The 26,139-nt window shown below is 71.5% G+C and carries 25 protein-coding genes, 1 pseudogene and 1 riboswitch; of the genes and pseudogenes, 20 read left to right on the plus strand and 6 right to left on the minus strand.

Features of this window, described 5'->3' with window-relative positions; all coding sequences use genetic code 11:
* Positions 1-1,297: pseudogene (locus CLM62_RS49690) on the plus strand (hypothetical protein); the annotation flags it as partial.
* A gap of 69 nt (positions 1,298-1,366) precedes the next feature.
* Here CLM62_RS49690 and CLM62_RS03130 read toward each other — a convergent pair.
* Positions 1,367-2,515 (minus strand): translation initiation factor 2, encoded by a 1,149-nt coding sequence (locus tag CLM62_RS03130; RefSeq protein ID WP_306457879.1) that lies wholly within the window; start codon positions 2,513-2,515, stop codon positions 1,367-1,369.
* Between the two features lie 785 nt (positions 2,516-3,300).
* Between CLM62_RS03130 and CLM62_RS03135 the strand changes: the two genes are divergently transcribed.
* From CLM62_RS03135 to CLM62_RS03170, 8 genes are all read left to right on the plus strand, one after another.
* Entirely contained in the window at positions 3,301-3,750 is a 450-nt protein-coding gene (locus CLM62_RS03135) for a hypothetical protein (RefSeq protein WP_095748335.1), read from the plus strand.
* A 178-nt stretch (positions 3,751-3,928) separates the two neighbouring features.
* Positions 3,929-5,368 (plus strand): GuaB1 family IMP dehydrogenase-related protein, encoded by a 1,440-nt coding sequence (locus CLM62_RS03140; RefSeq protein WP_179381915.1) that lies wholly within the window; start codon positions 3,929-3,931, stop codon positions 5,366-5,368.
* 89 nt (positions 5,369-5,457) lie between these two features.
* On the plus strand, positions 5,458-5,955 hold the full coding sequence (locus tag CLM62_RS03145; RefSeq protein ID WP_095748337.1) for a GNAT family N-acetyltransferase: 498 nt from the start codon (positions 5,458-5,460) through the stop codon (positions 5,953-5,955).
* 155 nt (positions 5,956-6,110) lie between these two features.
* Positions 6,111-6,257, plus strand: a complete 147-nt coding sequence (locus CLM62_RS03150) for an amino acid permease C-terminal domain-containing protein (protein WP_373559099.1) — start codon at positions 6,111-6,113, stop codon at positions 6,255-6,257.
* Between the two features lie 72 nt (positions 6,258-6,329).
* Positions 6,330-6,782 carry an Lrp/AsnC family transcriptional regulator gene (locus CLM62_RS03155; RefSeq protein ID WP_095748338.1) on the plus strand — a complete coding sequence of 151 codons (453 nt, stop codon included), beginning with the start codon at positions 6,330-6,332 and terminating at the stop codon, positions 6,780-6,782.
* A 130-nt stretch (positions 6,783-6,912) separates the two neighbouring features.
* Positions 6,913-8,067, plus strand: coding sequence for an MFS transporter (locus CLM62_RS03160; protein ID WP_095748339.1), 1,155 nt, complete (start codon positions 6,913-6,915; stop codon positions 8,065-8,067).
* Between the two features lie 644 nt (positions 8,068-8,711).
* Positions 8,712-9,500: a carbon-nitrogen hydrolase family protein gene (locus CLM62_RS03165; RefSeq protein WP_095748340.1), complete on the plus strand. Its 789-nt coding sequence runs from the start codon at positions 8,712-8,714 to the stop codon at positions 9,498-9,500.
* 47 nt (positions 9,501-9,547) lie between these two features.
* Positions 9,548-11,245, plus strand: a complete 1,698-nt coding sequence (locus CLM62_RS03170) for an NAD(P)/FAD-dependent oxidoreductase (protein ID WP_095748341.1) — start codon at positions 9,548-9,550, stop codon at positions 11,243-11,245.
* A gap of 23 nt (positions 11,246-11,268) precedes the next feature.
* On the opposite strand, the gene CLM62_RS03175 is transcribed toward CLM62_RS03170, so the two are convergent.
* Positions 11,269-11,955 carry a DUF5995 family protein gene (locus CLM62_RS03175; RefSeq protein WP_095748342.1) on the minus strand — a complete coding sequence of 229 codons (687 nt, stop codon included), beginning with the start codon at positions 11,953-11,955 and terminating at the stop codon, positions 11,269-11,271.
* A 172-nt stretch (positions 11,956-12,127) separates the two neighbouring features.
* On the opposite strand from CLM62_RS03175, the gene CLM62_RS03180 reads away from it, so the two are divergent.
* Complete coding sequence (locus CLM62_RS03180) at positions 12,128-13,273, plus strand: glycoside hydrolase family 6 protein (protein WP_095748343.1); 1,146 nt, start codon at positions 12,128-12,130, stop codon at positions 13,271-13,273.
* A 56-nt stretch (positions 13,274-13,329) separates the two neighbouring features.
* Here the strand turns inward: CLM62_RS03180 and CLM62_RS03185 are convergent, their stop codons facing one another.
* On the minus strand, positions 13,330-14,541 hold the full coding sequence (locus CLM62_RS03185) for an MFS transporter (protein WP_095748344.1): 1,212 nt from the start codon (positions 14,539-14,541) through the stop codon (positions 13,330-13,332).
* 130 nt (positions 14,542-14,671) lie between these two features.
* Between CLM62_RS03185 and CLM62_RS03190 the strand changes: the two genes are divergently transcribed.
* Entirely contained in the window at positions 14,672-15,871 is a 1,200-nt protein-coding gene (locus CLM62_RS03190; RefSeq protein ID WP_095748345.1) for an ROK family transcriptional regulator, read from the plus strand.
* A 268-nt stretch (positions 15,872-16,139) separates the two neighbouring features.
* Here the strand turns inward: CLM62_RS03190 and CLM62_RS03195 are convergent, their stop codons facing one another.
* The 3 genes from CLM62_RS03195 to CLM62_RS03205 all read right to left on the minus strand — a co-directional run bounded on the left by CLM62_RS03195 (position 16,140) and on the right by CLM62_RS03205 (position 18,206).
* The gene (locus CLM62_RS03195; protein WP_257003641.1) at positions 16,140-16,487 is read right to left on the minus strand and encodes a hypothetical protein; all 348 of its coding nucleotides are present in this window, start codon (positions 16,485-16,487) and stop codon (positions 16,140-16,142) included.
* Complete coding sequence (locus tag CLM62_RS03200) at positions 16,484-17,224, minus strand: SDR family oxidoreductase (RefSeq protein ID WP_095748346.1); 741 nt, start codon at positions 17,222-17,224, stop codon at positions 16,484-16,486. The genes CLM62_RS03195 and CLM62_RS03200 overlap by 4 nt, the downstream gene beginning before the upstream one ends.
* Positions 17,225-17,315: 91 nt before the next feature.
* Positions 17,316-18,206, minus strand: a complete 891-nt coding sequence (locus CLM62_RS03205; protein WP_095748347.1) for an RNA polymerase sigma-70 factor — start codon at positions 18,204-18,206, stop codon at positions 17,316-17,318.
* A gap of 230 nt (positions 18,207-18,436) precedes the next feature.
* A riboswitch (FMN riboswitch) is annotated at positions 18,437-18,567 on the plus strand.
* 143 nt (positions 18,568-18,710) lie between these two features.
* Here CLM62_RS03205 and CLM62_RS03210 point away from each other — a divergent pair.
* The 9 genes from CLM62_RS03210 to CLM62_RS03250 all read left to right on the plus strand — a co-directional run bounded on the left by CLM62_RS03210 (position 18,711) and on the right by CLM62_RS03250 (position 26,124).
* Positions 18,711-19,313 (plus strand): riboflavin synthase, encoded by a 603-nt coding sequence (locus CLM62_RS03210; protein WP_095748348.1) that lies wholly within the window; start codon positions 18,711-18,713, stop codon positions 19,311-19,313.
* A complete protein-coding gene (locus tag CLM62_RS03215) occupies positions 19,310-19,951 on the plus strand; it encodes a nicotinamide mononucleotide transporter family protein (RefSeq protein WP_095748349.1) in 642 nt (213 codons plus the stop codon). Before CLM62_RS03210 ends, CLM62_RS03215 begins: the two co-directional genes overlap by 4 nt.
* Positions 19,948-21,237 (plus strand): bifunctional 3,4-dihydroxy-2-butanone-4-phosphate synthase/GTP cyclohydrolase II, encoded by a 1,290-nt coding sequence (locus CLM62_RS03220; protein ID WP_095748350.1) that lies wholly within the window; start codon positions 19,948-19,950, stop codon positions 21,235-21,237. Before CLM62_RS03215 ends, CLM62_RS03220 begins: the two co-directional genes overlap by 4 nt.
* A 19-nt stretch (positions 21,238-21,256) precedes the next feature.
* On the plus strand, positions 21,257-21,742 hold the full coding sequence (gene ribH / locus CLM62_RS03225) for a 6,7-dimethyl-8-ribityllumazine synthase (RefSeq protein ID WP_095748351.1): 486 nt from the start codon (positions 21,257-21,259) through the stop codon (positions 21,740-21,742).
* 34 nt (positions 21,743-21,776) lie between these two features.
* The gene (locus CLM62_RS03230; protein ID WP_031486114.1) at positions 21,777-22,049 is read left to right on the plus strand and encodes a phosphoribosyl-ATP diphosphatase; all 273 of its coding nucleotides are present in this window, start codon (positions 21,777-21,779) and stop codon (positions 22,047-22,049) included.
* 51 nt (positions 22,050-22,100) lie between these two features.
* Positions 22,101-22,949 (plus strand): ATP phosphoribosyltransferase, encoded by an 849-nt coding sequence (gene hisG, locus CLM62_RS03235; protein ID WP_095748352.1) that lies wholly within the window; start codon positions 22,101-22,103, stop codon positions 22,947-22,949.
* Between the two features lie 14 nt (positions 22,950-22,963).
* Positions 22,964-23,419 (plus strand): PH domain-containing protein, encoded by a 456-nt coding sequence (locus CLM62_RS03240; RefSeq protein ID WP_095748353.1) that lies wholly within the window; start codon positions 22,964-22,966, stop codon positions 23,417-23,419.
* A gap of 267 nt (positions 23,420-23,686) precedes the next feature.
* Positions 23,687-25,042 (plus strand): hemolysin family protein, encoded by a 1,356-nt coding sequence (locus CLM62_RS03245; protein WP_095748354.1) that lies wholly within the window; start codon positions 23,687-23,689, stop codon positions 25,040-25,042.
* On the plus strand, positions 25,039-26,124 hold the full coding sequence (locus tag CLM62_RS03250) for a hemolysin family protein (RefSeq protein WP_095748355.1): 1,086 nt from the start codon (positions 25,039-25,041) through the stop codon (positions 26,122-26,124). Before CLM62_RS03245 ends, CLM62_RS03250 begins: the two co-directional genes overlap by 4 nt.
* Positions 26,125-26,139 lie beyond the last annotated feature (15 nt).

A 26,139-nucleotide genomic window follows, 5' to 3' on the forward strand; every position in this document is an offset into this window, starting at 1 on the left:
CGAGAAGGGCATCCCGATGGTGGAACGGGTCTGGGACGCCGCCTACCGCGGGCTGAGCGCCGAGGCCGCCCGGCTCTACCGGCTGCTCGCCGACTTCCCCGGCCCGTCCTTCACCCCGGCCGCCCTCGACGCGCTGCTCGGCAGTGGCGCCGAGGCCGCCGAGGACGCGCTGGACGAGCTGCGCGAGGCGGGGCTCCTGGACGACAGGGACTCGGAGGACGGTCGTGCACGGCTGCCCGAGCTGCTGCGGGCCCATGCCCGGCGGCGGGCCGAGGCCGACGGCGACGAGGCCGAGCGGGACGCGGCGCGGCGGCGGATCGTCCGCTGGTACCTGCGGCAGGCGCAGCGCGCCGACCTGCTCGCCGCGGGCCGCAGGCTCACCCTCGCCGCCGACGTGCCGCCGGTGCCCGGCACGCTGGACGTGCTGTTCGAGCGACCCGGCGACGCGCCACATGTCGGGAAGAGGCGGGCCCACCGGTGGCTGGAGTCCGAGCGGCACGCGCTGTTCGCCTGTGTGCGCATCGCCCACGCGGTGGGCGTCGAGGGCGAGTGGGGTACCGACGAGGCCTGGGCGCTGTGCGAACCCCTGTGGACGCACTTCCTGGATCACCCGCACTACGCCGACCACATCGACGCCTTCCGGACCGGCGTGGCCGCCGCGCAGCGAGCCGGTGACGTCCGGGCCGTCATCCGCATGCGGTGCCAGCTCGCCCGGCCGCTGTGGGAACAAGGGGACTTCGAGGCGTCGGACCGGGAACTCTCGCACGCGCTGCGAGCCGTGGAGGCCGCTCTCGGGAAGTCCAAGGACGAGCGCAAACTCGCCGCGTCCGCCAGGGAGTTCCGCGGGATGCTGCGCGCGGCGCAGGGCGACTGGGCGTCCGCGGCGGCCGACTTCGAGGCATCGCGCGCCGAACACGCCGGGATCGGCAACGCGTACGGTGTCACGCTCCAGACATACCGCCTGGGCGAAGCCCTGGCTCACCTCGGTGAGCTGGAGCGCGCGGCGGAGCTGTTGGCGCGGGCGCGGGTGGAGTTCGAGGAGGGCGGACGGATCCGGCTCACCGCACGTGCGGAGTACGCCCTGGGCGGTGTGCTGGCGCGCCTCGGGAGGGCGGACGAGGCGCGTGAGCTGTATCTGACCGCACTGGCCGGATCGCGGGGGCGTGGTGGCTCCCGCGACGAGGCCCGCGTCCTGGAGGCACTCGCCGAACTGGCCGCCGGAGAGAGCCGGGCGGCGGAGGCCGAGGAGCACCGTGCGGCGGCACGGGCCGTTCGGGAGCGGTGCGGGTTGCAGTGACTGGTAGGGCTACTGGAGGGGCGGTGCGGCTTCGTCCGGGCGGCGGGGTCAGCCGTACGGCGAGGGCCGCTACTGGACGGACAGACCGGCCTCGTCCGGGGTGGCGGGGGACAGTCGTACGGCGAAGGCGCGCGAGCCGATCGCGCAGGTGAGGGATGTGGGCGCGGGGTCGGTCCGCTCGTCGGTGAGCGTGGCGTGGACGGCGGAGAGGACCGCCGCCGGATCTGCGTACGTCAGCCCGTCCGGCTCCTGGCAGGGGGAGATGCGTACGGACAGCAGCGGGCCGGAGTGCGGCCGGACCAGGCAGTGGATGTCCGACACGATGACCGCGGCGGTCCGGCGGCCTCCCGGATGGTCCGCCAGGACCCGGACGGTCCAGTCGGCCGCCGTGTGTACCGTCCCGCTGCTGTGCGCCCCGGCCGGGCCGGTCCTCCGGTAGAGGAGCGCGGCGCTCTGCGTGTGACGCACGCCGGCGGTGCCGACCTCGGCCGCGAGGTGATGGGCGGGGGTGGGCGGTGGGAAGTGCGCGGGGTGCCGTGTCACGTGGACGAACTCCCCGTCGCCGTGCCGGATGCGGACCGCGAACGCGTGCGGCGTGACGGGCGCCGGTGACGGGTCGGGGAACAGACGGGGGACGACGGGCGCGGAGGGCGGCTCGACGCCGATGAGCGCGTACAGCTCCGCGCGCAGCCGCTCCAGGCCGTGTCCGTGCTCGGCGAACACGGTCTCGGTGAGGGCGCGCATGGTGCCGGGGCGGTGGTGGTGGTCGCGGATTGCCGCTGCGATGCCGCCGGGGTCTTCGAGGTCTTCGAGGTCTTCGAGGTTTTCAGGATCGGGGGCGGCGAAGGGTGGGACCCGGTTCAGCAGGGTGGCCATGGGGCTGTCGGGAAGCAGCTCCGCACCGCCGTCGTAGGCGGCGAGGACGGGGCGGTCGAGGGCCGCCGCGTACAGGGCCGCCGAGCCGTGGTCGGTGATCACCGCGTCCGCGGCGATCATGACCGCGGCCCATTCCTCGTACGCGTCCGGCAGGAGGAGACCGGCGTCGCGAGCCGGGGCGAGGCGCTGCTCGAGCTCGAACCTGCCCAGCTCGACCCGCTCGTTGGGGTGCAGGACGAGGGCGAGCTGGTACTCGTCGTGAGGCAGTACGGCGGCCAGCTCGGCGGGCAGGGAGGGGCGGCGCCGGAGCAAGGACTCCTCGCCCCAGGTGGACGCGAGCACGACCAGCGTGCGGGTGCCGGTACGCAGGGCGGCTCGGTAGCGGTCCCGTCGGTCGGCGGAGTCGAGGAAGCGTTCCAGGAGAGGGTCGCCGACGACCGCGGCGCGGGCGGCCGCCTCCGGACTGACCTTGGCCAGGCGGGAGACCTGGCCGGGGTGGGCGAACGCGTAGAGGTCGGCGAGGAGGGTGCCGTCGGGCAGCAGGAGGTGGGCGGGGTCGAGACCGGACGCGGAGTCCTGCGTGCCCTCCTCGGGGAGCGACTTGTTGAAGCCGGCGCCGTGCGGGAGGAGGGCCCGGGGGCCGTGCAGCGCCTGGAGGTCGCCCTTGGGACTGGCGGCGAGGATCAGGGCGAAGCGGCGGCTTGTGGCGTGTGCCCAGGGGAGGGTGCGGGCGCCGGCCCGCTCTATCGCGGTGAGGGCGTCGGTGGAGAAGTCGGAGCCGGGGACGAGGGTGAAGAGGCGTTCGAATCGGTGGTCACCCGCGAAGACCGGAAGTGTGTCGAGGAGCCGATGCAGAGCGTTCTGCGAGCGCGCCGCGAACAGAATCGCCCGTCGCCCGTCGCCCGTCGCCCGTCGCCCGTCGCCCGTCGCCCGTCGCCCGTCGCCCGTCGCCCGTCGCCCGTCGCCACAAGTGTCTCGCCATCCTATCGGCCGCTGCCTGCCGTGTACCGAGTTTCCGCAGATCGGCGCCCCTTTGCAGATCCTGTCGGGAGCGGCGAGGCGATGGTACCCGGGGCCCGATCGGCCCTCGCGACCGCCGCGGGACAGGGGGCAGGCAGAATGCGTCCATGAGTGAGTGGCTCGTCGCGCTGTTCGCGGCGCTCATCGGGGCCGGCGCCGCGCTGGCCGGCAGTCTGATCTCCGCGCGGTCCACCCGCGCGGCCGGCGAGCGGCAGGCGGAGGCCGCGCTGCACACCCTGCGGCTGAGCCTCGAGGAACAGCGCGCTGTCCGCGTTCTCGACCAGCGCCGGCAGACGTACGTCCGCTTCTTGGAGGCCGCCGACGCCGTCGCCGTCACGCGCAGGACGGGGGAGGGACAGTCGAGCGACCTCTCCGACCTTCAGCGGGCCTACGGAGTCCTGCTCCTGGAAGGCCCGGCCGAGCCGGCGGCCGCGGCGCACGCACTGATGGAGGCCTTCCGGAAGCACGCGTCCCTCGGGGAACTCGACACGCATAGAAGGGAGTTCATCGAATCGGCGCGTACCGCGTTGTCCGAGGCCGAGCGCGGGGCAGCCTAGTTCGGAGGGCGGTCCGACCGGATCCGGCTCCTGGAGGTTCCTCCGAATACCCCTCTGACCTGCCTGGACGATCCGCCCGGGCATCGCATTCCGGCCGACATGGGACAATGAAGTACGTGCTCTTCCCCCTGGCTGACCTGTCCGGGGGCCACCTCTGATCGACTGGGATGTGCAGCACGTGCGTTTCCTCAATGACATCCAGCCCGCGTACGACCTGACGTACGACGACGTCTTCATGGTCCCGAGTCGCAGCGCGGTCGGCTCGCGGCAGGGCGTGGACCTCAGCTCCCCGGACGGCACGGGCACCACGATCCCGCTGGTCGTCGCCAACATGACCGCCATCGCCGGGCGCCGTATGGCGGAGACCGTGGCCCGGCGCGGCGGACTCGTCGTCATACCGCAGGACATCCCGATCGACGTCGTCACCGAGGTCATCTCCTGGGTGAAGAGCCGCCACCTCGTGCTGGACACTCCGATCGTGCTGGCGCCGCACCAGACCGTCGCCGACGCGCTGTCCCTGCTGCCGAAGCGTGCGCACAACGCCGGTGTGGTCGTCGACGAGGAGCAGCGGCCGGTCGGTGTGGTCACCGACCGGGACCTGAGCGGCGTCGACCGCTTCACCCAGCTCGAAGTGGTCATGTCCAAGGACCTGCTGCTGATAGACGCCGACCTCGACCCGCGCGAGGCCTTCAACCGGCTGGACCACGCCAACCGTCGCTACGCGCCCGCCGTCGACAAGGACGGCCGCCTCGCCGGCATCCTCACCCGCAAGGGCGCCCTGCGCGCCACGCTCTACACGCCGGCCACCGACGCGCAGGGCCGGCTGCGGATCGCCGCGGCCGTCGGCATCAACGGCGACGTCGCGGGCAAGGCCAAGCAGCTGCTGGACGCGGGCGTCGACACGCTCGTCATCGACACGGCGCACGGCCACCAGGAGTCGATGATCGGTGCGATCAAGCTGGTGCGCGACCTCGACCCGCAGGTCCCGATCGTCGCGGGCAACATCGTCGCCGCCGAGGGGATCAGGGATCTGGTCGAGGCCGGCGCGGACATCGTCAAGGTCGGTGTCGGCCCCGGCGCCATGTGCACCACCCGCATGATGACCGGCGTCGGCCGACCGCAGTTCTCCGCGGTCCTGGAGTGCGCCGCCGAGGCGAAGAAGTACGGCAAGCACGTCTGGGCCGACGGCGGTGTCCGCCACCCGCGCGACGTCGCCATGGCGCTCGCGGCCGGTGCGTCCAACGTGATGATCGGGTCTTGGTTCGCGGGCACGTACGAGTCTCCGGGCGACCTCCAGCAGGACGCCGACGGGCGTCTCTACAAGGAGTCGTTCGGCATGGCCTCCGCGCGTGCGGTGGCCAACCGTACGTCGGAGGAGTCGGCGTACGACCGCGCCCGCAAGGCGTTGTTCCAGGAAGGCATCTCCACCTCCCGCATGTTCCTCGACCCGGCCCGCCCGGGCGTCGAGGATCTGATCGACTCGATCATCGCGGGCGTCCGCTCCTCCTGCACCTACGCCGGTGCGGGATCCCTGGAGGAGTTCGCCGAGAAGGCCGTCGTCGGCATCCAGAGCGCGGCCGGTTACGCCGAGGGCAAGCCGCTGCACGACAGCTGGTGAGCCAATTCCCTTGTGTACGGCCCCCGTTGACCCGTTCCGCCGGGAAAATCGGGGGCCGTCGGCGTACCCGGGCGGCTACGTTCGGGTCCATGGAGATCACCGTCTGCGGGCCCGCCGACGTGGCGCTGCTCGACCAACACATCGGCTCACCCGGAGCCCTCTCGTTCCACGCCCGGCGGTTCGCGCGCCAGGAGAGGGGGGAGAGCACGTATCTCGTCGCCTGGCTGGACGGGCGGCCCGTCGGGCACGCCGAGATGCGCTGGATCGGCTGCGACGCCCCCGACGTGCGGGCCGCCCGGCCCGGCTGCCCGGAGATCAGCGCGGTGGGCGTGTGGCCCGAGGAACTCCGCTCGCGGGGCATCGGCACGGCCCTCATTCGCTCGTGCGAGGAACTGGCCCCGGAACGAGGGTTCACGGTCGTCGGCATCGGTGTCGCGAAGGACAACCCGCGCGCAGCCGCCCTCTATGCGAGGCTCGGTTATGAGCCCCTGATCGACTACTACGACCGCTGGTCGTACGAGGGCCCGGACGGCGTGCTGCACGACTGGGTCGACCCCTGCACCTTCCTTGTCAAAGAGCTGTACTGAACAGCCCCATCGCAGAGCCCCGTCCACCTCATGCGCAACGCTCGAAAGCCTGAACGAGCTGCTCGACGGCACCATCGGCGTCACCGTCCCCGCCGCGCTGTCGGCCCCGCCCGGCGACGGCGGCGTCTTCAACCTGCCGGCGCTCATCGTCGTACATCGCCTTCTGCCTCTGGATGATGGGCAGCCTGTCCGCCGTCACGTGGGGGGTCTTCGGGGTCTGGATGGCCGTCGGGCTCGTGTTCTACTTCGTCTACGGCCATCGCCGTTCCCGACTCGCGCCACCTCGCACCACCGACTCGTAACACCTGAACACCTGAGCAACTGAACACCTGAGACAACACCTGAGACAACACCTGAGAAGTGATCCACCCACCGTGCTGAACGATCTCGACGAACGCATCGTGCACGCCCTCGCCGAGGACGCCCGCCGCTCCTACGCGGACATCGGGCAGCTGGTCGGCCTCTCCGCACCCGCCGTGAAACGGCGCGTGGACCGGCTGCGCGCCACCGGGGCCATCACCGGCTTCACCGTTCGGGTGGATCCGGCGGCCCTCGGCTGGGAGACCGAGGGGTTCGTCGAGATCTACTGCCGCAGCAACACCTCGCCGGAGACCATCCAGCGCGGTCTGGAGCGCTACCAGGAGGTCGTGGCCGCGTCGACCGTCACCGGCGACGCGGACGCGATCGCCCAGGTCTTCGCCTCCGACATGCGGCACTTCGAACGGGTCCTGGAGCGGATCGCGGGGGAGCCGTTCGTGGAACGGACCAAGTCCGTGCTGGTGCTGTCACCGCTGCTGCGCCGCTTCTCGTCGGGATCGCCCACGTAGAGCGGCGGTCGCCCCTCTGCACCGGTGGTTGCCCGCTAAAGCGTGTGGCCGGATGCGCCGGACGCGTTCTAGCATCGGTGGCATGACCCGCCGACATTGACCCACCACCCGTGCCACCGGCCTCCGGCGGCTGACGGCCACGCTGTACGGCTACGCGTTCCTCGACGACTTCGTCCTGCTCTACCCGGTGTACGCGCTGCTGTTCAGCGACACCGGTCTGTCCGTCGGGCAGATCTCCTCCCTCTTCGCCCTGTGGTCGATCACCGGCGTGCTGCTGGAGGTCCCCTCCGGCGCCTGGGCCGACGCCGTATCCCGACGGCTGCTGCTGTGGGTCGGCCCGCTGCTCACCGCGGCCGGCTTCGCCCTGTGGGTGATCGTCCCGTCGTACTGGGCCTTCGCACTCGGCTTCGTCCTGTGGGGCACGGGCGGGGCCCTCGCCTCCGGCGCGCTGGAGGCGCTGGTCTACGACGAACTGGACCATCTCGGCGCCGCCGACCGGTACGCGCGGGTCATGGGCCGGGCCCGGGCGGCGCGGCTGATGGCCACGATGGCGTCCGTGGGACTGGCCGGGCCGGTCTTCGCACTGGGCGGCTACCAGGCTGTGGGGGCGGCGAGCGTGCTGGCCGCCCTGCTGACCGCGGCGATCGCGACCCGGTTCCCCGAACACCGGGTGACCCGGGCGTCCGCGGACGACAGTTGGGCGGCGACCCTGCGGGCCGGCCTCGCCGAAGCCCGCGCGGACCGGTCCGTACGCGGCGCCCTCCTGCTCGTCCCGGCCGTCGGCGCGGTGTGGGGCGCCCTCGACGAGTACACACCCCTCCTGGTCCGCGACCTCGGCGTGACGGAGGAGACAGTGCCCTATCTGATCCTGCTGATCTGGGCGGGAGCCACGGCCGGCAGCCTGCTGACCGGACCGGCCGAACGCCTCGGCACGACCGGACTCGCCGTCCTGCTCGCCGGTGCCGCGCTCGCCCTGGCCACGGGCGCCGTGGCCCGGACACCGGCAGGCATCGGTCTCGTGGCCCTCGCCTTCGGCGCCTTCCAACTGGCGGACGTGCTCGCGGACGTCCGACTCCAGCACCGCATCGACGAAGCCCGCCGGGCCACCCTGACCTCCGTCGCGGGCCTGGGCACCGACCTGGGCACGGTCGCCGTGTACGGCCTGTACGGGCTGCTCGGCACGACGACGGCGCACGGCACGGTCTTCGCGCTGCTCGCGGTGCCGTACCTGGTGACGGCGCTGGTGCTGGCGGGTGGCGCTCGGGCCGCCAGGGCGCGTCTCTGACGCTGTCGACGTCCCATGTGGAGGGACGTCTGCGCTACGAGTCGTTGTTCGGCCCGAGGCGTAAGTGGCAGGGCATCGTCGATGCGCTGCTCGTGGTGTTGCAGTTGGTGCCAGCGCCGGTGCCGGCGGGTGGCGCTCGGGCCGCCAGGGCGCGTCTCTGACGCTGTCGACGTCCCATGTGGAGGGACGTCTGCGCTACGAGTCGTTGCTCGGCCCGAGGCGTAAGCGGCAGGGCATCGTCGATCCGCTGCTCGCGGTGTCGCACTTGGTGCCAGCGCCGGTGCCGGCGGGCGGCGCACGGGCGGCCAAGGCGTAACCCTGACCGCGTCCGACGCCCGCGCGATGACGCCTCGGGCCGCGCAACGGATCGCACGCCCAGCCCGAGGGGCACCCAACAGGACGTCGTCGATGCCCTGCTCGCGGGGCACTACCTGGTGACGGGCGCTCGTGCTGATGGCCGGCGCGCGAGTCGTCACGGAGCAACCGTGACGCGAAGGGCCGCGCAACGAATCGCCGCCCGCCCCGCAGCGCACGCAACGATCAGCGCACCGGCGCGCAACGGCTCGTTCTTGTCCGCCCGAGCCCGCCGCCCGTACCGTCTACGTGGCCCCTCCAACCACTCTTCCGCCCGGTGAGGAACACGCATGCGCACCGCCCTGCTCCAGAGCTCCGGCCGCACCGGCTCGACCGCCGAGAACCTCAAGGTCCTCGACGAGGCCGCGGGCCGGGCCGCCGCGGCGGGCGCCGGGCTCCTGGTCGCGCCGGAGATGTTCCTCACCGGGTACGCGATCGGCGACGACATCGGGCGCCTCGCCGAGCCCGCCGACGGCGAGGCCGCGGACGCGATCGCCGAGACGGCCACCCGGCACGGCCTCGCGATCGCCTACGGCTACCCCGAGCGCGCCGCCGGCCAGGTCTTCAACTCCGCCCAGTTGATCTCCGCCGACGGCACCCGCCTCGCCAACTACCGCAAGACCCACCTCTTCGGCTGCTTCGAACGCGACCACTTCACGCCGGGCGAACAGACCGTCGTACAGGCGGAGTTGAACGGTCTCCGGGTCGGCCTGATGATCTGCTACGACGTCGAGTTCCCGGAGAACGTCCGCGCCCACGCCCTCGCCGGCACCGACCTGCTGCTGGTGCCGACCGCGCAGATGCACCCGTTCCAGTTCGTCGCCGAGTCCGTCGTGCCGGTGCGCGCATTCGAGAACCAGATGTACGTCGCGTACGTCAACCGGGTCGGCCAGGAAGGGGAGTTCGACTTCGTCGGGCTCTCCACGCTCGCCGGCCCCGACGGAGTCGCCCGCACCCGGGCAGGCCGCGGCGACGAACTGCTCCTCGCGGACGTCGACCCGGCCTTCCTCGCCGCATCCCGGGAGGCGAACCCTTATCTGAAGGACCGCCGTCCCGGCCTCTACGGGTCCCTCATCTGACGATCCCACCCCCGCCGTACCTTTCTTGTGCAAGGAGTCCGTACCCCATGACGTCCACCGTGCCCAACGCCGTCGAGCACGCAGACGAGCAGCAGCCGCCGATCACCATGTTCGGCCCGGACTTCCCGTACGCGTACGACGACTTCCTCGCCCACCCGGCGGGCCTCGGGCAGATACCCGCGACCGAGCACGGCACCGAGGTCGCGGTCATCGGGGGCGGTCTGTCCGGCATCGTGGCCGCGTACGAGCTGATGAAGATGGGCCTCAAGCCCGTCGTCCACGAGGCCGACCGGATCGGCGGCCGGCTGCGGACGGTCGGCTTCGAGGGGTGCGACCCGTCCCTCACCGCCGAGATGGGCGCGATGCGCTTCCCGCCGTCCTCCACGGCACTCCAGCACTACATCGACCTCGTAGGGCTCGAGACCCGGCCCTTCCCCAACCCCCTCGCGGAGACGACCCCTTCGACCGTCGTCGACCTCAAGGGCGAGTCCCACTACGCCGAGACGATCGACGACCTCCCGCAGGTCTACCGGGACGTGGCGGACGCCTGGAACCGCTGCCTCGAAGAGGGCGCCGACTTCTCCGACATGAACCGGGCCCTGCGCGAGCGGAACGTGCCGCGCATCCGCGAGATCTGGGCGAGGCTCGTCGAGAAGCTGGACAACCAGACCTTCTACGGCTTCCTCTGCGACTCCGAGGCCTTCAAGTCCTTCCGGCACCGCGAGATCTTCGGCCAGGTCGGCTTCGGCACCGGCGGCTGGGACACCGACTTCCCCAACTCCATCCTGGAGATCCTGCGCGTCGTCTACACCGAGGCCGACGACCACCACCGCGGCATCGTAGGCGGCTCCCAGCAACTGCCGTTGCGCCTGTGGGAGCGGGAGCCGGAGAAGATCGTGCACTGGGCCTACGGCACGTCACTGAAGTCCCTGCACGACAACGGCGAGCCCCGCCCCGCCGTGACCCGGCTCCATCGCACCGCCGGCAACCGGATCACCGTGACCGACGCGAACGGTGACATCCGCACCTACCAGGCGGTGATCTTCACCGCCCAGTCCTGGATGCTGCTCTCCAAGATCGCCTGCGACGACTCCCTCTTCCCGATCGACCACTGGACGGCGATCGAGCGGACCCACTACATGGAGAGCTCCAAGCTCTTCGTCCCCGTCGACCGGCCGTTCTGGCTGGACAAGGACGAGGACACCGGCCGGGACGTCATGTCGATGACCCTCACCGACCGTATGACGCGCGGCACCTACCTCCTCGACGACGGCCCCGACAAGCCCGCCGTCATCTGCCTGTCCTACACCTGGTGCGACGACAGCCTGAAGTGGCTGCCGCTGTCCGCGAACGAGCGGATGGACGTCATGCTGAAGTCGCTGGGCGAGATCTATCCGAAGGTCGACATCAGGAAGCACATCATCGGCAATCCGGTGACCGTCTCCTGGGAGAACGAGCCCTACTTCATGGGCGCGTTCAAGGCCAACCTGCCCGGCCACTACCGCTACCAGCGGCGCCTGTTCACCCACTTCATGCAGGACCGGCTGCCCGAGGACACGCGGGGCATCTTCCTGGCCGGCGACGACATCTCCTGGACGGCCGGCTGGGCCGAGGGCGCCGTGCAGACCGCGCTGAACGCGGTCTGGGGCGTCATGCACCACTTCGGCGGCACGACCGACCCGACGAACCCCGGGCCGGGCGACGTGTACGACGAGATCGCGCCGGTCGAACTGCCTGAGGACTGAGCCGGAAGGGACGCGCGGCCGGATCAGTCCGGCAGCGGTGTGAGCAGCATGCGTCCGGCGAGGCCGACCGCCGCGTCCAGGCGGTCGGTGAACTCCTCGGCGACATCGGGCAGCCGGCGCAACGCCCACAGGGCCCGCGCCGCCGTCCAGGTGGCGTCCCGGGCCCGCTCCAGGCTCCACGCCCCCAGCAGATGGGTGAGCGGGTCGGCGATCTGGAGAACGTCGGGACCCGGCATCAGATCTTCGCGGATGCGCTCCTCCAGCGAGACGAGGAGGTCGCCCACGCGGTCGAACTCGTCCTCCACGTCGGCGGGTTCGCAGCCGAGCGTACGACAGGTGTCCACGACGGCCAGCGCCAGGTCGTGCCCGATGTGCGCATTGATGCCCGCGAGGGCGAACTGCAGCGGTCGTACGCCGGGATGGTGGCGGAACTGGAACAGGGGCCGCCAGCAGGCCGGCGGGCGCCGCTCGTCGGCCGCCGCGTCGACGGCGGCCAGGTAGCGTTCCGCGAACCGCACGTCCAGCGTGATCGCGGCCCGCGCGTCCGGGAACCGCCCGCTGTCGATGCGCCGGTCCACCGCCTCGGTGACGGCGAGGTAGACGCGGTTGAAGACGGCGAGGCCGTCCCGGGCCGGCAGGTCCGAGTCGAGCGCGCGCATACGGGAGATGACCGCGTCGACGGGTGTGGTGAATTGTTCGCATTGCACCATGGGGGCAGAGTCGCAGCTTTAGGCTGGCCCGGGTACCGGCGGGCCCGACGCTTCCCCAGAACGGGGGAACGCACCCGCCGTGGGGGAGGGGGAGCAAGAGGTGTCAGGCTTACGTGCCCAGCGCCTTGCCGCACGTCGGGCCGAGCGCAGGCGGGCCGCCCGGCGTGGCGCCATGGTCGCGGCGGCCTCCGTCGTCGTCGCGGTCGGCACGGCGACCGGGATGCTGTCCGCGCTCGACGACCGGCGCGGCTCCGACCAGGCCAGGCCCCAGGTGACCGACTCGCCGCGCCTGGCACCGCTGCCCGCCGTGTCTTCGGGACCGCCCTCGACCAGTGCGTCGGCGTCTGAGTCGCCGAAGAAGTCCCCGAAGGAGAAGGACATCAGCCCGACGCCGTCACCGACGAAGACGGAGACGGAGCCGGAGAGGGAGGGGAAGCCGCAGACGGCCGCCGTCTCCACCCGGCTCTACCGCCACCCCGAGTCCCAGGTGCTCGAGTGGGTGCGCGCCCACACCGACGACCCGCGTCACGCGGTCATCGAGTCCCGTATCGCCGACCACCCGGCGGCCGTCTGGTTCGCCGATTTCACGCCGTCGACCATCACCGCACGGGTCCGCGCCGTCACCTCGGGCGGTGCCGCGCAGGGCCGGGTGCCGGTGGTCGTGCCGTACGCGATCCCGGGCCGCGACTGCGGCGGGCACTCCGAGGGCGGAGCGCCCGATCTGGCCGCGTACGACGACTGGATCGACGCCTTCGCCGCGGGACTGGGCTCCAGGGATGTCATCGTCATACTGGAACCCGACTCGGTCGCCCAGGCCGAGTGCCTCTCCTCGGGTGAACGGACCCGCCGCTTCGCCTCGTTGGCCCGCGCGGGCCGCGTCCTCAAGGCCGCCAACCCCAACGCGCGGGTCTACTACGACGCCGGCCACTCCGGCTGGAACCCGCCCGCGAAACAGGCAGGGTGGCTGAAACGGGCCGGCGCCGCCTCGGCCGCCTCCTCCGACGGCATCTTCAGCAACGTCTCCAACTTCCACCGCACATCCGACGAGATCGCCTACGACCGACAGGTGCTCGACGCCCTGGGCGGTCCGGCGAGCCTGGGCGCCGTCGTCGACACCAGCCGCAACGGCAACGGCGCCCCGGCAGACGGCGAGTGGTGCGATCCGGCCGGCCGGAAGATCGGCCGGGCGCCCTCGCTGAACACCGGGGAGGCGCGGATCGACGCCTACCTGTGGGTGAAGCTGCCGGGGGAGTCGGACGGGTGCAAGGGCACGCCGGGCACCTTCTCGCCGTCGTACGCCTACGACTTGGCGCGCTGAGCCTCGCCGTCGGCTCGATGCCGAGACGCCGCGCCCAGCGTCGTACAACCCGAAGTTCAGGGCCGCGGGTCGGGAACCGCCGCGGCCTGCGACCCGACCTTCGGCCGGTCGCGGTCGCCCGCGCGCAGTACGCCCGCGAAGGCCACGAGCCCGCAGGCCAGCACCGTCACCAGGCCGAACGACACCATCAGGCTGGTCGCCTGGGCCAGACCGCCGATCGCGCTGGGCGCGATCAGACCCGAGGTGTACGTGATCGTCGCGACGCCCGCGATGGCAAGGCTGGCGTTCGGACCGCTGCGGCCCGCCGCGGCGAAGCACAGCGGGACGACGACGGCGATGCCCAGGCCCATCAGCGCGAACCCGGCCATCGCCACCGCCGCATGGTCCGCGACGACGATGAGCAGCCCGCCGAGCGCGGCCAGCACACCGCTCACGCGGACCGTGCGCACCGAGCCGAACCGGTCCACCACCTTGTCGCCGGCGATCCGGGCGATCGCCATTGTGAGCGTGAAGCCGGTCGTGCAGGCCGCCGCGAGTCCCGCCGAGCTGTCCAGCTGGTCGCGCAGATAGACCGCGGACCAGTCCAGACTCGCGCCCTCGGCGAACACCGCGCAGAACCCGACCGCGCCGATGAGCAGCGCCGACTTGGGCGGCAGGGCGAACCGGGGCGGCGGCTCCTCGTCCTCGGCGGGCTGCAGGTCGAGCACCCAGCGACAGGCCAGCACGCCGAGGAGTGTGAGGACGCCCGCCGCGAGGGCGTGGTGCAGACGGGCATCCGATCCCAGGTGCGCGGCGAGCGTGCCCGCCGCCGAACCGGCCAGCGCGCCCGCGCTCCACATGCCGTGCAGGCCGGACATGATCGACCGGCCCAGGCGGTTCTCGATCTCCACGCCGAGCGCGTTCATCGCCACGTCCGCCATGCCCGCCGTCGCGCCGTAGGCGAACAGGGCCAGGCAGAGAGTCAGCAGGTTCGGGGCGAGAGACGGCAGGGCCAGCGCCAGCGTCCACAGGGCGATCAGGCCGCGCAGGGCGTTCCGGGCGCCGAAGCGGTGGCTGATGCTGCCCGCGAGCGGCATCGCCACGGACGCGCCGAGCGCGGGGAAGGCCAGAGCGAGCCCCAGCTGCCCCGCACTCACCGACGCATGGTCCTGGATCCACGGCACCCGCGTCGCGAACGAGCCGGTCACGGCGCCGTGCACGGCGAACACGGCTGCCACGGCGTACCGGGCCCGCCTCACCTCACGCTGCGCGTAGCGCACTTCGCCCATTCTCCCGCCCTCCACGTCCACGGACCCGCTCGCATCGCCGCCGTAAACTATCAGGGTCCCTTCCTGATAGGTAAGGGATTAACCGGCCGTACGACGTCCCGGCGGCCCGCCCATCTGGGAGGATCCCGGCATGCCCGCATCCCCGAGCACCGCCCGGGCCATCAACGACCGGCTCGCCCTGCGTCTGCTCCAGCAGGAGGGCCCGTTGACGGCAGGGCAGCTGAAGCAGCTGACCGGTCTGTCCCGGCCGACCGTCGCCGACCTCGTCGAGCGCCTCGCCGCATCCGGGCTGATCACGGTGGTCGGGGAGTCGGGGGAGCAGCGCCGGGGGCCGAACGCGAAGCTGTACGGCATAGTCGCCGATCGGGCCCATCTGGCGGCGCTGGACGTCCGCACCGAGGGCGTCTCCGTCGTCGTCTCCGACCTGCTCGGGAAGGTGCTCGCCGAGGCGTCCGTGCCGATCGGCGACGACGCCGGGACGGGGCCCGCGGTGGAGCAGGCGGTCACGCTGGTCGAGCGCGTGGCGAAGGAGGCCGGGGCCGACCGGCTGCACACCGTCGGCATCGGCGCGCCCGGCCTGATCGACCCGGCGAGCGGCGAACTCCGCGACTCCTCCGGCCTGCCCGAGTGGCACCGGCGCCTGGTGGCCGCCTTGCAGGAACGCTTCCCGGACGCCCGCGTCAGCGTCGAGAACGAGACCAACCTCGCCGCCCTCGCCGAACAGCGCGACGGCGCCGCCCGGGACCGGGAGACGTTCGTGCTGCTGTGGTTCGGCATGGGCATCGGCGCCGCGGTGGTCCTCGACGGAACGCTGCGCCGGGGCGCCTCGGGCGGCGCGGGCGAGATCGGCTTCCTGCCGGTTCCGGGAACCACGGGGCTGCCGTCCGCCACCGACTGCGACGGGGGTTTCCACTCGCTCGCGGCGGCCGGTGCGATCGCCGGCCTCGCGGCGGAGTACGGCATGACGGCACCGGCCACCGCGCACGAACCCGAACCCCACGCGTCGGCGCTCGTCCGCGCCGCGGCCGACCGGGCCGGCACCGACGCGTCCGCCGACCGGTTCCTCGACGCCCTCGCCGACCGCGTCGCGCTGGGCGCAGCCGCCGTCATCTCCGTACTGGACCCCGGCTGCGTGGTGCTGGCCGGCGAGATCGGCCGCGCGGGCGGCGACACCCTGGCCGCCCGCGTCCAAAGCCGTCTCACCCGCCTGTCACCCCTGCCCACAGAGGTACGCCCCAGCATGCTGGGCGGGGGAGCGGTGCTGCGCGGGGCGCTGCTCACGGCGCGCGAGCGGGCTCAGGACGACCTGTTCGCGCCTCCGGGGCGCTAGGGCCCTTCTGATGGATCTCCGCGGCGTCGCGACGCCCGGCACGCACTCTCACCGCACCGCGCGAAAGCCCTAGTAGCTCCTCCCCCACTCTCGGCTTCGCTCGAGCGGGGGGACCCCCATCGAGGACTTCCGCGCGGCACGCCGAGAGCACGCACCGGACGCCGCTCCTTCTCCCACGGAGATCCATCAGAAGGGCCCTAGGCCACGGGCGCGGGCCCGCGGAAGGCCGACGGATCGGCCGCCAGCCAGAGCAACAGGGCCGGCCCGATCACGCTCGCTCCCAGCAGCGCCATCGGGCCCGCTCCGCTCGCGGCCGACAACGGCTCAAGTGCTGGGCGTGGAACACCAGATGAGGCGCCGAAGCCGTCAGGTACGCCACGAGTGCGGTGAACACCAACCGCCGCTCCATCGCCGCGACCGCCGCGCACAGGACCACGGCGAGCGCCAGATTCGCACCACCGAGGTCCCGCAGCAGATGCTCGTTGTACGGCGGGAGGTACGACACCCAGCGCCACTTCCAGAAGGTGTCCGGCAGCAGCAGGATCCACAGGCCGAGCAGCACCTGGATTCCGGCGAGCAGACCCAGTCCCGCGCGGAGCCGGTCGCGCCGGCTCATCCGCGCCGCCGCGCGAGGTACTCCTCGAACGTGCCCTTGCCGACGGCGTGCTCCGGCGTGAGGTGGCCGCCGGCCCGGAAGGCCCGGTACGCCTTCCCCAGCAGCGGCACGTTCACCACCGCCCGCTTCCGTCCGGTCGCCTTCAGCCAGGCACGGGCCAGCGACTCCAGCGACCGCACCTCGGGCCCGCCCATGTCCTCGACGCGCCCCGCGGGCGGGCCCGAGGCCAGCTCGGCCAGCCGCGCCGCGACCTCCGCCACCTCGATCGGCTGGTCCGGCACGCCGGCCGGGAGCAGCAGCACCGGAGACTTGGCCTGCACCTCGAACAGCATCACCGGCAGATCATGGAACTGCGTCGTACGCAGCACGGTCCAGCCGAGCCCCGACTCCTCGATCAGCTTCTCCACCGCCAGCTTGCTCTTGTAATAGCCGAACGGCACCCGGTCGATGCCGACGATCGAGATGTAGACCAAGTGGCCCACACCCGCCCGCCGTGCCGCCGCGATCAGGTGCGCGGCGGCCTGCTCGTCACCGCCGCGCGGCGAGCTCGCGCAGTGCACGATCGTGTCCACGCCCGCCACGGCCGCGTCCAGAGCTTCGCCGCCCTCACGCAGATCGACAGCGTACGGCTGCGCGTGCCGGCTGAGCACCCGCACCTCGTGCCCGTCCGCGCGCAGCCGCTCGGTGACGAGCCGGCCGAGCGTTCCGGTACCGCCGGTCACCAGGATCGTGGTCATGCTGTTCAGTCCCTTCGAACGCCGGACGCTCCCGGGTGGAGCGCCCTTCGTCAACTAGGACCGAGTAGCCCGTGTGAAATGTGACAGGCCGCTACGAGCTCGCGAGCTGACGGCGTACGAACTCCAGTTTGTCCGGGTTCACCACGACCCGCACATGCGTGATCAGACCGTCCCGCAGATCGAACGCGACAACCCCGGCGAGTGTGTCGCCCGCCCACGCCGCGAGCCCGGTCGCGCCGTTGACCTCGACCGCCATGTAGTCCAGGCCCGCCGCGAACCGCTCGACGCCGCCCACCACGAGCCGGACGACCTTCTCGCGCCCCTCGACCGGCCGCCGGGCCGCCCTGGCCTTGCCGCCACCGTCGCTCGACCAGGTCACATCGGCCGCGAGCAGCTTCTCCAGGCCGGCCAGATCGCCGTCCCGGGCCGCCGCCACGAAGGAGGCGACGAGCTCCTCCCGCCGCTCGGGCGCCGCATCGAAACGCGCCTGCGGCACGCCCACCCGCCGGACCGCACGCCGGTACAGCTGACGGCAGTTGGGCTCGGAGAGGTCCAGGACGCCGGCGATCTCCCGGTGCCCGTAGCCGAACGCCTCCCGCAGCACGTACACCGCCCGCTCGGTCGGCGTAAGCCGCTCCATCAGGATCAGCAGCGCCATGGACACCGCTTCGCGCTGCTCGGCCGACTCCAGGGGGCCGAGCGTCCCGTCGGAGGTGACCACCGGCTCCGGCAGCCAGGTCCCGACGTAATTCTCGCGCCGGGCGCGGGCCGAGGTCAGCCGGTTGAGGCAGAGGTTGGTGACGACCTTGGCGAGCCAGGCCGCGGCATGCTCGATGCCGGCGCGGTCGGCCCCGCTGAAGCGCAGGTAGGCGTCCTGGACCGCGTCCTCGGCCTCCTCGGCCGAGCCGAGCATGCGGTAGGCCAGGCCGAACAGCCGGGGGCGGTGGCGCTCGAACTCGTCGGCGGTCGCGCTCGTCGTCATGCGGGTCACCCTGCCAGAAGGCCCCGGGCCCGGGGGTCCGGCGGCGGGAAAGGGCCGTCGTCACCGTCGCCGGACCCGTGCGCAGACCCTAAAAGGACTAGACCACCAGGGCCAATAGGTGCGGACCATTCGGGAGTTGGTGACATGCCCGGCACGCTCTGTGAGCCACCCCACACGATTCACCCGTATGGCCGTCGATCAGGCGTGGCACACTGGTTCCGTACCAGAAGCAGCGCACTCCGGGGTCGGTGGAAGTCCGAACCGGCGGTTACAGTCCGCGACCCGGTCGCCTCCAGCGGCCGGTTGACCAGGTGAAATTCCTGGACCGACGGTTAAAGTCCGGATGGGAGGCAGTGCGCGGCGGGCGGGCCTTCGAGCGCGCCGCCGTACCGCTCGTCCATGAGGCGAGTTCCGTCCGGCGTGCCCCCGGTGTCCCTGCTCGTACATTCTGTCGTCATCGACAGCCCCGGAGTCCGTGCCCCAAGCGGCAGGAGGACCCGGGAAGTGTTCACCGGAATCGTCGAAGAGCTGGGCGAGATCACGGCCGTCGAGAACCTCGGCGATGCCTCCCGCTTCCGGCTGCGCGGCCCGGTCGTCACAGAAGGCGCGAAGCACGGCGACTCGATCGCCGTCAACGGCGTCTGTCTCACGGTCGTCGACCACGAGGGCGACGAGTTCACCGCCGACGTGATGGCCGAGACCCTGAACCGCTCCAGCCTGGGCGCCCTCGCCGTCGGCTCCCGAGTCAACCTCGAACGCCCCACCGCTGTAGGCACGCGCCTCGGCGGGCACATCGTGCAGGGGCACGTGGACGGCACCGGCGAGGTGCTGGAACGCAAGCCGTCCGAGCACTGGGAGATCGTGAAGATCTCGCTCCCCGCGGACCTCTCCCGGTACGTCGTCGAGAAGGGCTCCATCACCGTCGACGGCATCAGCCTCACCGTCGTCGACGCCGGCCCCGACTACTTCACCGTCAGCCTCATCCCCACCACCCTCGCCCTGACCACGCTCGGCCTCAAGCAGCCCGGCGACCCGGTCAACCTCGAGGTCGACGTCATCGCCAAGTACGTCGAGCGGCTGATGGCCAGTCAGGGGGCCGGTCGGTGAACTGGCTGAACTCCGAGGCGTTCGTCCTGTTCGACCAGCACATCCTGTGGTCGGACATGGTCGGCAACATCTTCGGTCTGGCCGCCCTCGCCCTCGGCTGGCGCCGGTCCATCTGGAGCTGGCCCGTGCAGTTCCTGTCCGGCCTCATCCTCTTCGGCGCCTTCTTCGGCCACCTGACCGGCAGCGCCGGCAAGCAGGCCGTCGTCATGGTCGTCGCCGTGTACGGCTGGTGGCAGTGGAACCGCCGCAGGGGCCAGTCGGAGGACGGCCAGATCACCCCGCGGTTCGCCACCTGGCGCGAACGCGCGGCGATGGTGGGCGCCGCCGCCGTCGGCACGGTCGCGGTGGCCCTGCTCTTCAAGGCCTACCCGACCCTGTCCTGGGACCCCTGGCCCGACGCCTACATCTTCGTCGGCACCGTCGTCGCCATGTACGCCCAGGCGCGCGGCATGGTCGAGTTCTGGTTCGCCTGGCTGCTCGTCGACCTCGTCGGCGTGCCCCTGAACTTCGCCAACGGCTACGCCTTCTCCGGCTTCGTCTACGTCATCTACGGCGCACTCGTCCTGTGGGGCATGCGCGACTGGTGGCTGCGCTCCCGCAAGGCCCCGCAGCCCGTCATGGAAGGAGCGCCGGCATGACCGCGGCACCGATTCTGTACAGCACCGACGGTTTCGAGGACTTCGCGCTCGATCCCGTGGAGCAGGCCATCGCCGACATCGCGGCCGGCCGCCCCGTCGTGGTCGTCGACGACGAGGACCGGGAGAACGAGGGCGACCTCGTCATCGCCGCGGAGATGGCGACCCCGGAGATCGTCGCCTTCATGATGAGCGAGTGCCGCGGCCTGATCTGCGCCCCCATGGAGGGCGACGAACTGGACCGGTTGCGGCTCCCGCAGATGGTCGACGACAACACCGAGTCCATGAAGACCGCGTTCACCGTCTCCGTGGACGCCTCGGCCGCTCACGGTGTGACCACGGGGATCTCCGCCTCCGATCGCGCCACCACACTTCAACTGCTCGCGAGCGGTACGGCCGAGCCGACGGAGCTGGTCCGCCCCGGCCACATCTTCCCCCTCCGCGCCAAGCCCGGCGGCGTGCTCGTCCGCAACGGCCACACCGAGGCCGCCGTCGACCTCGCCCGGCTCGCGGGGCTCCGCCCGGCCGGCGCCATCGTCGAGATCGCCGGCGAGGACGGCCAGATGCTGCGCCTGCGCGAACTCATCCCCTTCGCCCGCAAGCACGGTCTGAGCATCATCTCCATCGAGGACCTGATCGCCTACCGCCGCAGCTCCGAGCCCACGGTGCGCCGCGAGGCGAAGACCCATCTGCCCACCGTCCACGGCACCTTCACCGCGTACGGCTACCGCTCCACCGTCGACGGCGTCGAGCACGTCGCCCTGGTGCACGGCGACATCGGCGACGGCGAGGACGTCGTCGTCCGCGTCCACTCCGAGTGCCTCACCGGCGACGTCTTCCACTCCCTGCGCTGCGACTGCGGCCCCCAGCTGGACGCCTCCTTGGAACGCATCCAGGCCGAGGGCCGGGGAGTGGTCGTCTACCTGCGCGGACACGAGGGCCGCGGCATCGGCCTGCTGTCCAAACTGCGGGCCTACGAGCTCCAGGAGCAGGGCCACGACACCCTCGACGCCAACCTGGAGCTCGGCCTGCCCGCCGACGCCCGGGACTACGGCGCCGGCGCGCAGATCCTTCAGGACCTCGGCGTCCGCAGCGTGCGCCTGATGACCAACAACCCCGACAAGACCGACGCGCTCGTCCGCCACGGCCTCAAGGTCACCGGCCGCGAGCCGATGCCCGTACAGGCGGGCGAGCACAACCTCCGCTACCTGCGCACCAAGCGGGACCGGATGGGACACGACCTGCCCTGGCTGGACACGACCCCCGTGTCCACCTGCGGCAACCAGTAGGAAACCAACGAGGAGAGACGTGAGCGGCAAGGGTGCACCGGAACTGTCCGTACGCAATGTCGGAGACCTGCGGGTCGCCGTCATCGCGGCGCAGTGGCACGAGAAGGTGATGGACGGTCTGGTGAACGGCGCCCTGCGCGCACTGCACGACCTGGGAATCGACGAGCCGACCCTGCTCCGGGTCCCCGGCAGCTGGGAGCTCCCCGTGGTGGCCAAGGTCCTCGCGGGGCGCGGCTACGACGCGATCGTCGCCCTCGGTGTCGTCATCCGCGGCGGCACCCCCCACTTCGAGTACGTGTGCCAGGGCGTCACCCAGGGCCTGACCCAGGTCTCGGTCGACACCGGCGTCCCGGTCGGCTTCGGCTTGCTGACCTGTGACACCGAGGAACAGGCCCTGGACCGGGCAGGCATCGAGGGCTCGAACGAGGACAAGGGACACGAGGCGGTGACGGCGGCCGTGGCCACCGCGGCCACCCTCCGCTCAGTATCTGAACCATGGCGCTAGGTGGCCCGACACACCGCGTAAAGTGGGCGCCACCATGTCCAAGAAGACGTTCGAGGAGCTCTTCACCGAGCTCCAGCACAAGGCCGCAAATGGCGACCCCGCCACCTCCCGCACCGCGGAGCTGGTCGGCAAGGGCGTCCATGCCATCGGCAAGAAGGTCGTCGAAGAGGCCGCCGAGGTCTGGATGGCCGCCGAGTACGAGGGCAAGGAGGCGGCCGCCGAGGAGATCTCGCAGCTGCTGTACCACGTCCAGGTGATGATGGTCGCCCGCGGGATCTCCCTGGACGACGTCTACGCCCACCTGTAAGCCCAGCCCGCACCCGATCCGCAAGAAACCCACGCAAAGGAAGCCGACCTCATGCTGCGCATCGCCGTCCCCAACAAGGGTTCCCTGTCCGGCCCTGCGGCGGAGATGCTGCATGAGGCCGGCTACCAGCAGCGCCGCGAGTCCAAGGAACTGCGGATCGTCGACCCGGAGAACGACGTCGAGTTCTTCTACCTCCGCCCCCGTGACATCGCGATCTACGTCTCCTCCGGCCAGCTCGACATCGGCATCACCGGCCGCGACCTGCTCATCGACTCCGGCGCCAACGCCGAGGAGATCCTCCCGCTCGGCTTCGCCCGCTCCACCTTCCGCTACGCCACCAAGCCCGGCACGGCGAACGGCGTCGAGGACCTGAACGGCATGACGGTCGCCACCTCCTACGAGGGCATCGTCGCGGGGCACCTCGCCGACAACGGCATCGACGCCTCCGTCGTCCACCTCGACGGCGCCGTCGAGACCGCCATCGAGCTCGGTGTCGCCGAGGTCATCGCGGACGTCGTCGAGACCGGTACCTCCCTGCGCAACGCGGGCCTGGAGGTCATCGGCAAGCCGATCATGAAGTCCGAGGCCGTCGTGATCCGCCGTACCGGGGAGAACGGCGAGGAGCCCAAGGTGCAGCAGTTCCTGCGTCGCCTCCAGGGCGTCCTGGTCGCCCGGACGTACGTGATGATGGACTACGACTGCCGCGTCGAGCAGCTGGAGAAGGCCGTCGCCCTCACGCCGGGGCTGGAGTCCCCGACCGTCTCCCCACTGCACAACGAGGGCTGGGTCGCCGTCCGCGCGATGGTGCCGGCCAAGGAGGCCCAGCGGATCATGGACGACCTCTACGACATCGGCGCCCGGGCCATCCTGACCACGGCCATCCACGCCTGCCGTCTCTGAGGGACCCGAAAGAGATGTCCGAACTGCCCGCTCTCCCCGTCACATTCCGGCCAGGGCGCACCCGTGCCGTCCTGCTCACCGCCGGTGTCGCGATCTTCGTGGTCATCACGACGGTCGCGATGCTGCTGGAGCGGCTCAGCCCCGGTGAGCGCCTCAGCTTCGTCTTCACCGGAGCGCTCCTGTTCGGTGTGCTGCTCGTGCTGTCCCGGCCGAAGGTCGTCGCCGACGAGTCCGGCGTCACCGTCGTCAACATCGCGAGCAGGCGGCACCTGGACTGGGCCGAGATCATCCAGGTGAACCTCCGTCCGGGCGATCCGTGGGTGTTCCTCAACCTCAGCGACGGCACCAGCCTGCCCGCGCTGGGCATCCAGCCGGGTATCGCCAAACAGCGTGCCATCGCCGACGCGCGCACGCTGCGGGCGCTCGCCGAGGCGCGCTCCACGGCCCGCCCCGAGGCGGATCGCGGCTGACCCCGAGCAAGATCAGGGTCGGCTCGTAGCGGAGTCAGGGCTTTCCACTCTGCCGCACAGGCCGTTGTCTTGATTAATCTGTTGGCGGAGGCGTTTTTCGCTGCGCCTCCGCCCCTGCGCGCCGCCCGGCGCACAGGGGTTCCTGCTACGCGAGGAGTGACCCTCTCCGGCGATGGACGGATCGTCCTGTAGTACCTGCGCCGCCCCCTGCCGACATACCGCGGACTGTGACCTCGCAGTCCGCGTGTACGCGGAGGCGGCGGCATCATGACCATCCCCCTGCTGCTCCTCGGAGCTGCTTTCCTGCTGATCCTGGCCAACGGCTTCTTCGTCGCGGCCGAGTTCGGCCTTGTCACGGTCGAGGCGACGGACGCCGAGAAGGCCGCCGCCGAGGGTGACCGACGGGCCCGTACGGTCGTCGAGTCCCTCAAGGAGCTGTCCTTCCAGCTCTCCGGCACCCAGCTCGGCATCACCATCACCTCCCTCGTCGTCGGCATGCTCGCCGAACCGGCGCTCGCGGAGCTGCTGCACGGCCCCATCACCGCGGCCGGCATCCCCGAGGGAGCCGTCTCCGGTGTCTCCGTCGTCATCGGCATGCTGCTGGCCTCGGCCGTGCAGATGGTGATCGGCGAACTCGTGCCCAAGAACTGGGCCGTGTCCAAGCCGATGCAGGTCGCGCGCTTCGTCGCCGGCCCACAACACGCCTTCGCACGCCTGTTCCGCCCGGTGATCGCCGGCCTCAACGCGGTCGCCAACCGTCTCGTCCGCGCGCTGGGCATCGAGCCCGCCGAGGAACTGGCCTCCGCCCGCACCCCCGGCGAACTCGTCTCCCTGGCCAGACACTCCGCACAGGCCGGCGCCCTGGAACAGGACACCGCGGACCTCTTCGTCCGCACGCTGTCGCTCGCCGAGCTGACCGCGCAGCACGTCATGACCCCGCGGGTGAAGGTCAGCGCACTGCAGTCGTCGGCGACCGCCGAGGACGTGGTCAACCTGACCCGCGCCACCGGCCTGTCCCGCTTCCCCGTCTACCGCGAGAAGATCGACGAAATCGTCGGCATGGTGCACCTCAAGGACGCGCTGGCCGTGCCCGTGCAGGACCGGCTGCGCACGCCCGCGGGGCGCATCGCGCGCCCGGCCCTGCTCGTGCCGGAAACCCTCCCGGTGCAGCCCCTGCTCGCCCGCCTGCGCAGCGAGCAGCCCATCGCCGTCGTGGTCGACGAGTACGGTGGCACGGCCGGCGTCGTCACCCTCGAGGACATCGTCGAGGAGCTCGTCGGCGAGGTCCGCGACGAGCACGACGGTCACGACCTGCCCGAACTCGCCACCGCCCCGCCCGAGGACGGCAGGCCCGCCTGGGAGGCCGACGGCAGCTGCCGGGTCGACATCCTCCAGCGCATAGGCCTCGATGTACCCGAGGGACCGTACGAGACCGTCGCCGGCCTGGTCGCCGACCTGCTCGGCCGGATCCCGGCCGTCGGCGACAAGGCTGAACTGCCCGGCTGGCGGCTGTCCGTCCGCCAGGTCGGCCACTACCGCGCCGAGCGGGTACGGCTGGTGCGGACGACCCCCGTGCCCGCCATGGTGGAGGCCGCAGCGTCGGTCGTGGAGGCCGGCCGATGAGCGTCCTCCAACTTCTGTTCGCCGCGCTGCTCGTGCTGGCGAACGGCTTCTTCGTCGGCGCCGAGTTCGCGCTCGTGTCGGTGCGCCGCAGCCAGATCGAACCACTCGGCACCGCCAGGGCCCGCCAGGTCCTGTACGGCCTGGAACGACTGCCGCAGATGATGGCTGCCGCCCAGTTCGGCATCACCGTCTGCTCGCTGACCCTGGGCGCCGTCGCCGAGCCGACGGTCGCGCACCTGCTGGAGCCGGTCTTCGAGTGGATCCACCTGCCGCACGGCATGATCCACCCGCTCACCTACGTCATCGCGCTCGCGGCGGTCGTCTTCTTCCATCTCGTCGTCGGCGAGATGCTCCCGAAGAACCTCGCGATGGCGGCCCCGGAGAAGGTCGCGCTGTGGCTCAGCCCAGGCCTGGTCGCCTTCGCCCGCCTCTGCAAGCCGATCACCGTCGCCCTCGGCGCCTGCGCCCGGGGCATCCTGCGGCTCTTCCGGGTCGAGCCCAAGGACGAGGTCGAGGCGGTCTTCACCAGCGAGCAGCTCAACCGGCTCGTGGAGGACTCCGGCCAGGCCGGTCTGCTCGACCCCGAGGAACTGGAGCGTCTGGGGGACGCGCTGGAGCTGGGTTCCCGCCCGGTGACGGACGTGCTGCTGGGGCGAGAGTCACTGGTCACGGTCAGCCCTTCGGTAACTCCGGGCCAGATCGTCGAGCTCACCGCCCGCACGGGGTACTCCCGTTTCCCGGTGGCGGCGGAGAACGGCGCCTTCATGGGCTACCTGCACGTGAAGGACGTACTGGACCTGGAGGACTCGGAGCGGGCGGTACCGCAGCAGATCTGGCGGCCGATGACGACGCTCAGGTCGGAACTGCCGCTGGACGACGCGCTGACGGTCATGCGGCGAGCGGCGACGCACCTGGCCCAGCTGGCCGACGCGTCCGGCAAGGTACTGGGCCTGGTAGCGCTGGAGGACGTACTGGAGCTCCTGGTGGGCGAGGTACGGGACCCGGCACACCGGGAACTGCCGGAGATCCGGGTGACGGAGCCACGGGCCAGCGGGGAGCCGGAGGAGGCGCTGGCGAGCTGACCCTGAGGTGGAGGA

It is taken from the genome of Streptomyces sp. SA15, assembly GCF_002291145.1.
Classification (GTDB): domain Bacteria; phylum Actinomycetota; class Actinomycetes; order Streptomycetales; family Streptomycetaceae; genus Streptomyces.

Excerpts from the sequence above, each read along its gene's own strand:
- CLM62_RS03250 (WP_095748355.1), top strand. The coding sequence starts at position 25,039 with ATGAGCGTCCTCCAACTTCTGTTCGCCGCGCTGCTCGTGCTGGCGAAC.
- CLM62_RS03200 (WP_095748346.1), bottom strand. The coding sequence starts at position 17,224 with ATGACCACGATCCTGGTGACCGGCGGTACCGGAACGCTCGGCCGGCTC.
- CLM62_RS03205 (WP_095748347.1), bottom strand. The coding sequence starts at position 18,206 with ATGACGACGAGCGCGACCGCCGACGAGTTCGAGCGCCACCGCCCCCGG.
- CLM62_RS03170 (WP_095748341.1), top strand. The coding sequence starts at position 9,548 with ATGACGTCCACCGTGCCCAACGCCGTCGAGCACGCAGACGAGCAGCAG.
- CLM62_RS03145 (WP_095748337.1), top strand. The coding sequence starts at position 5,458 with ATGGAGATCACCGTCTGCGGGCCCGCCGACGTGGCGCTGCTCGACCAA.
- hisG (WP_095748352.1), top strand. The coding sequence starts at position 22,101 with ATGCTGCGCATCGCCGTCCCCAACAAGGGTTCCCTGTCCGGCCCTGCG.
- CLM62_RS03240 (WP_095748353.1), top strand. The coding sequence starts at position 22,964 with ATGTCCGAACTGCCCGCTCTCCCCGTCACATTCCGGCCAGGGCGCACC.
- CLM62_RS03195 (WP_257003641.1), bottom strand. The coding sequence starts at position 16,487 with ATGAGCCGGCGCGACCGGCTCCGCGCGGGACTGGGTCTGCTCGCCGGA.
- CLM62_RS03245 (WP_095748354.1), top strand. The coding sequence starts at position 23,687 with ATGACCATCCCCCTGCTGCTCCTCGGAGCTGCTTTCCTGCTGATCCTG.
- CLM62_RS03190 (WP_095748345.1), top strand. The coding sequence starts at position 14,672 with ATGCCCGCATCCCCGAGCACCGCCCGGGCCATCAACGACCGGCTCGCC.
- CLM62_RS03165 (WP_095748340.1), top strand. The coding sequence starts at position 8,712 with ATGCGCACCGCCCTGCTCCAGAGCTCCGGCCGCACCGGCTCGACCGCC.
- CLM62_RS03180 (WP_095748343.1), top strand. The coding sequence starts at position 12,128 with ATGGTCGCGGCGGCCTCCGTCGTCGTCGCGGTCGGCACGGCGACCGGG.
- CLM62_RS03135 (WP_095748335.1), top strand. The coding sequence starts at position 3,301 with ATGAGTGAGTGGCTCGTCGCGCTGTTCGCGGCGCTCATCGGGGCCGGC.
- CLM62_RS03230 (WP_031486114.1), top strand. The coding sequence starts at position 21,777 with ATGTCCAAGAAGACGTTCGAGGAGCTCTTCACCGAGCTCCAGCACAAG.
- CLM62_RS03220 (WP_095748350.1), top strand. The coding sequence starts at position 19,948 with ATGACCGCGGCACCGATTCTGTACAGCACCGACGGTTTCGAGGACTTC.
- CLM62_RS03185 (WP_095748344.1), bottom strand. The coding sequence starts at position 14,541 with ATGGGCGAAGTGCGCTACGCGCAGCGTGAGGTGAGGCGGGCCCGGTAC.
- CLM62_RS03175 (WP_095748342.1), bottom strand. The coding sequence starts at position 11,955 with ATGGTGCAATGCGAACAATTCACCACACCCGTCGACGCGGTCATCTCC.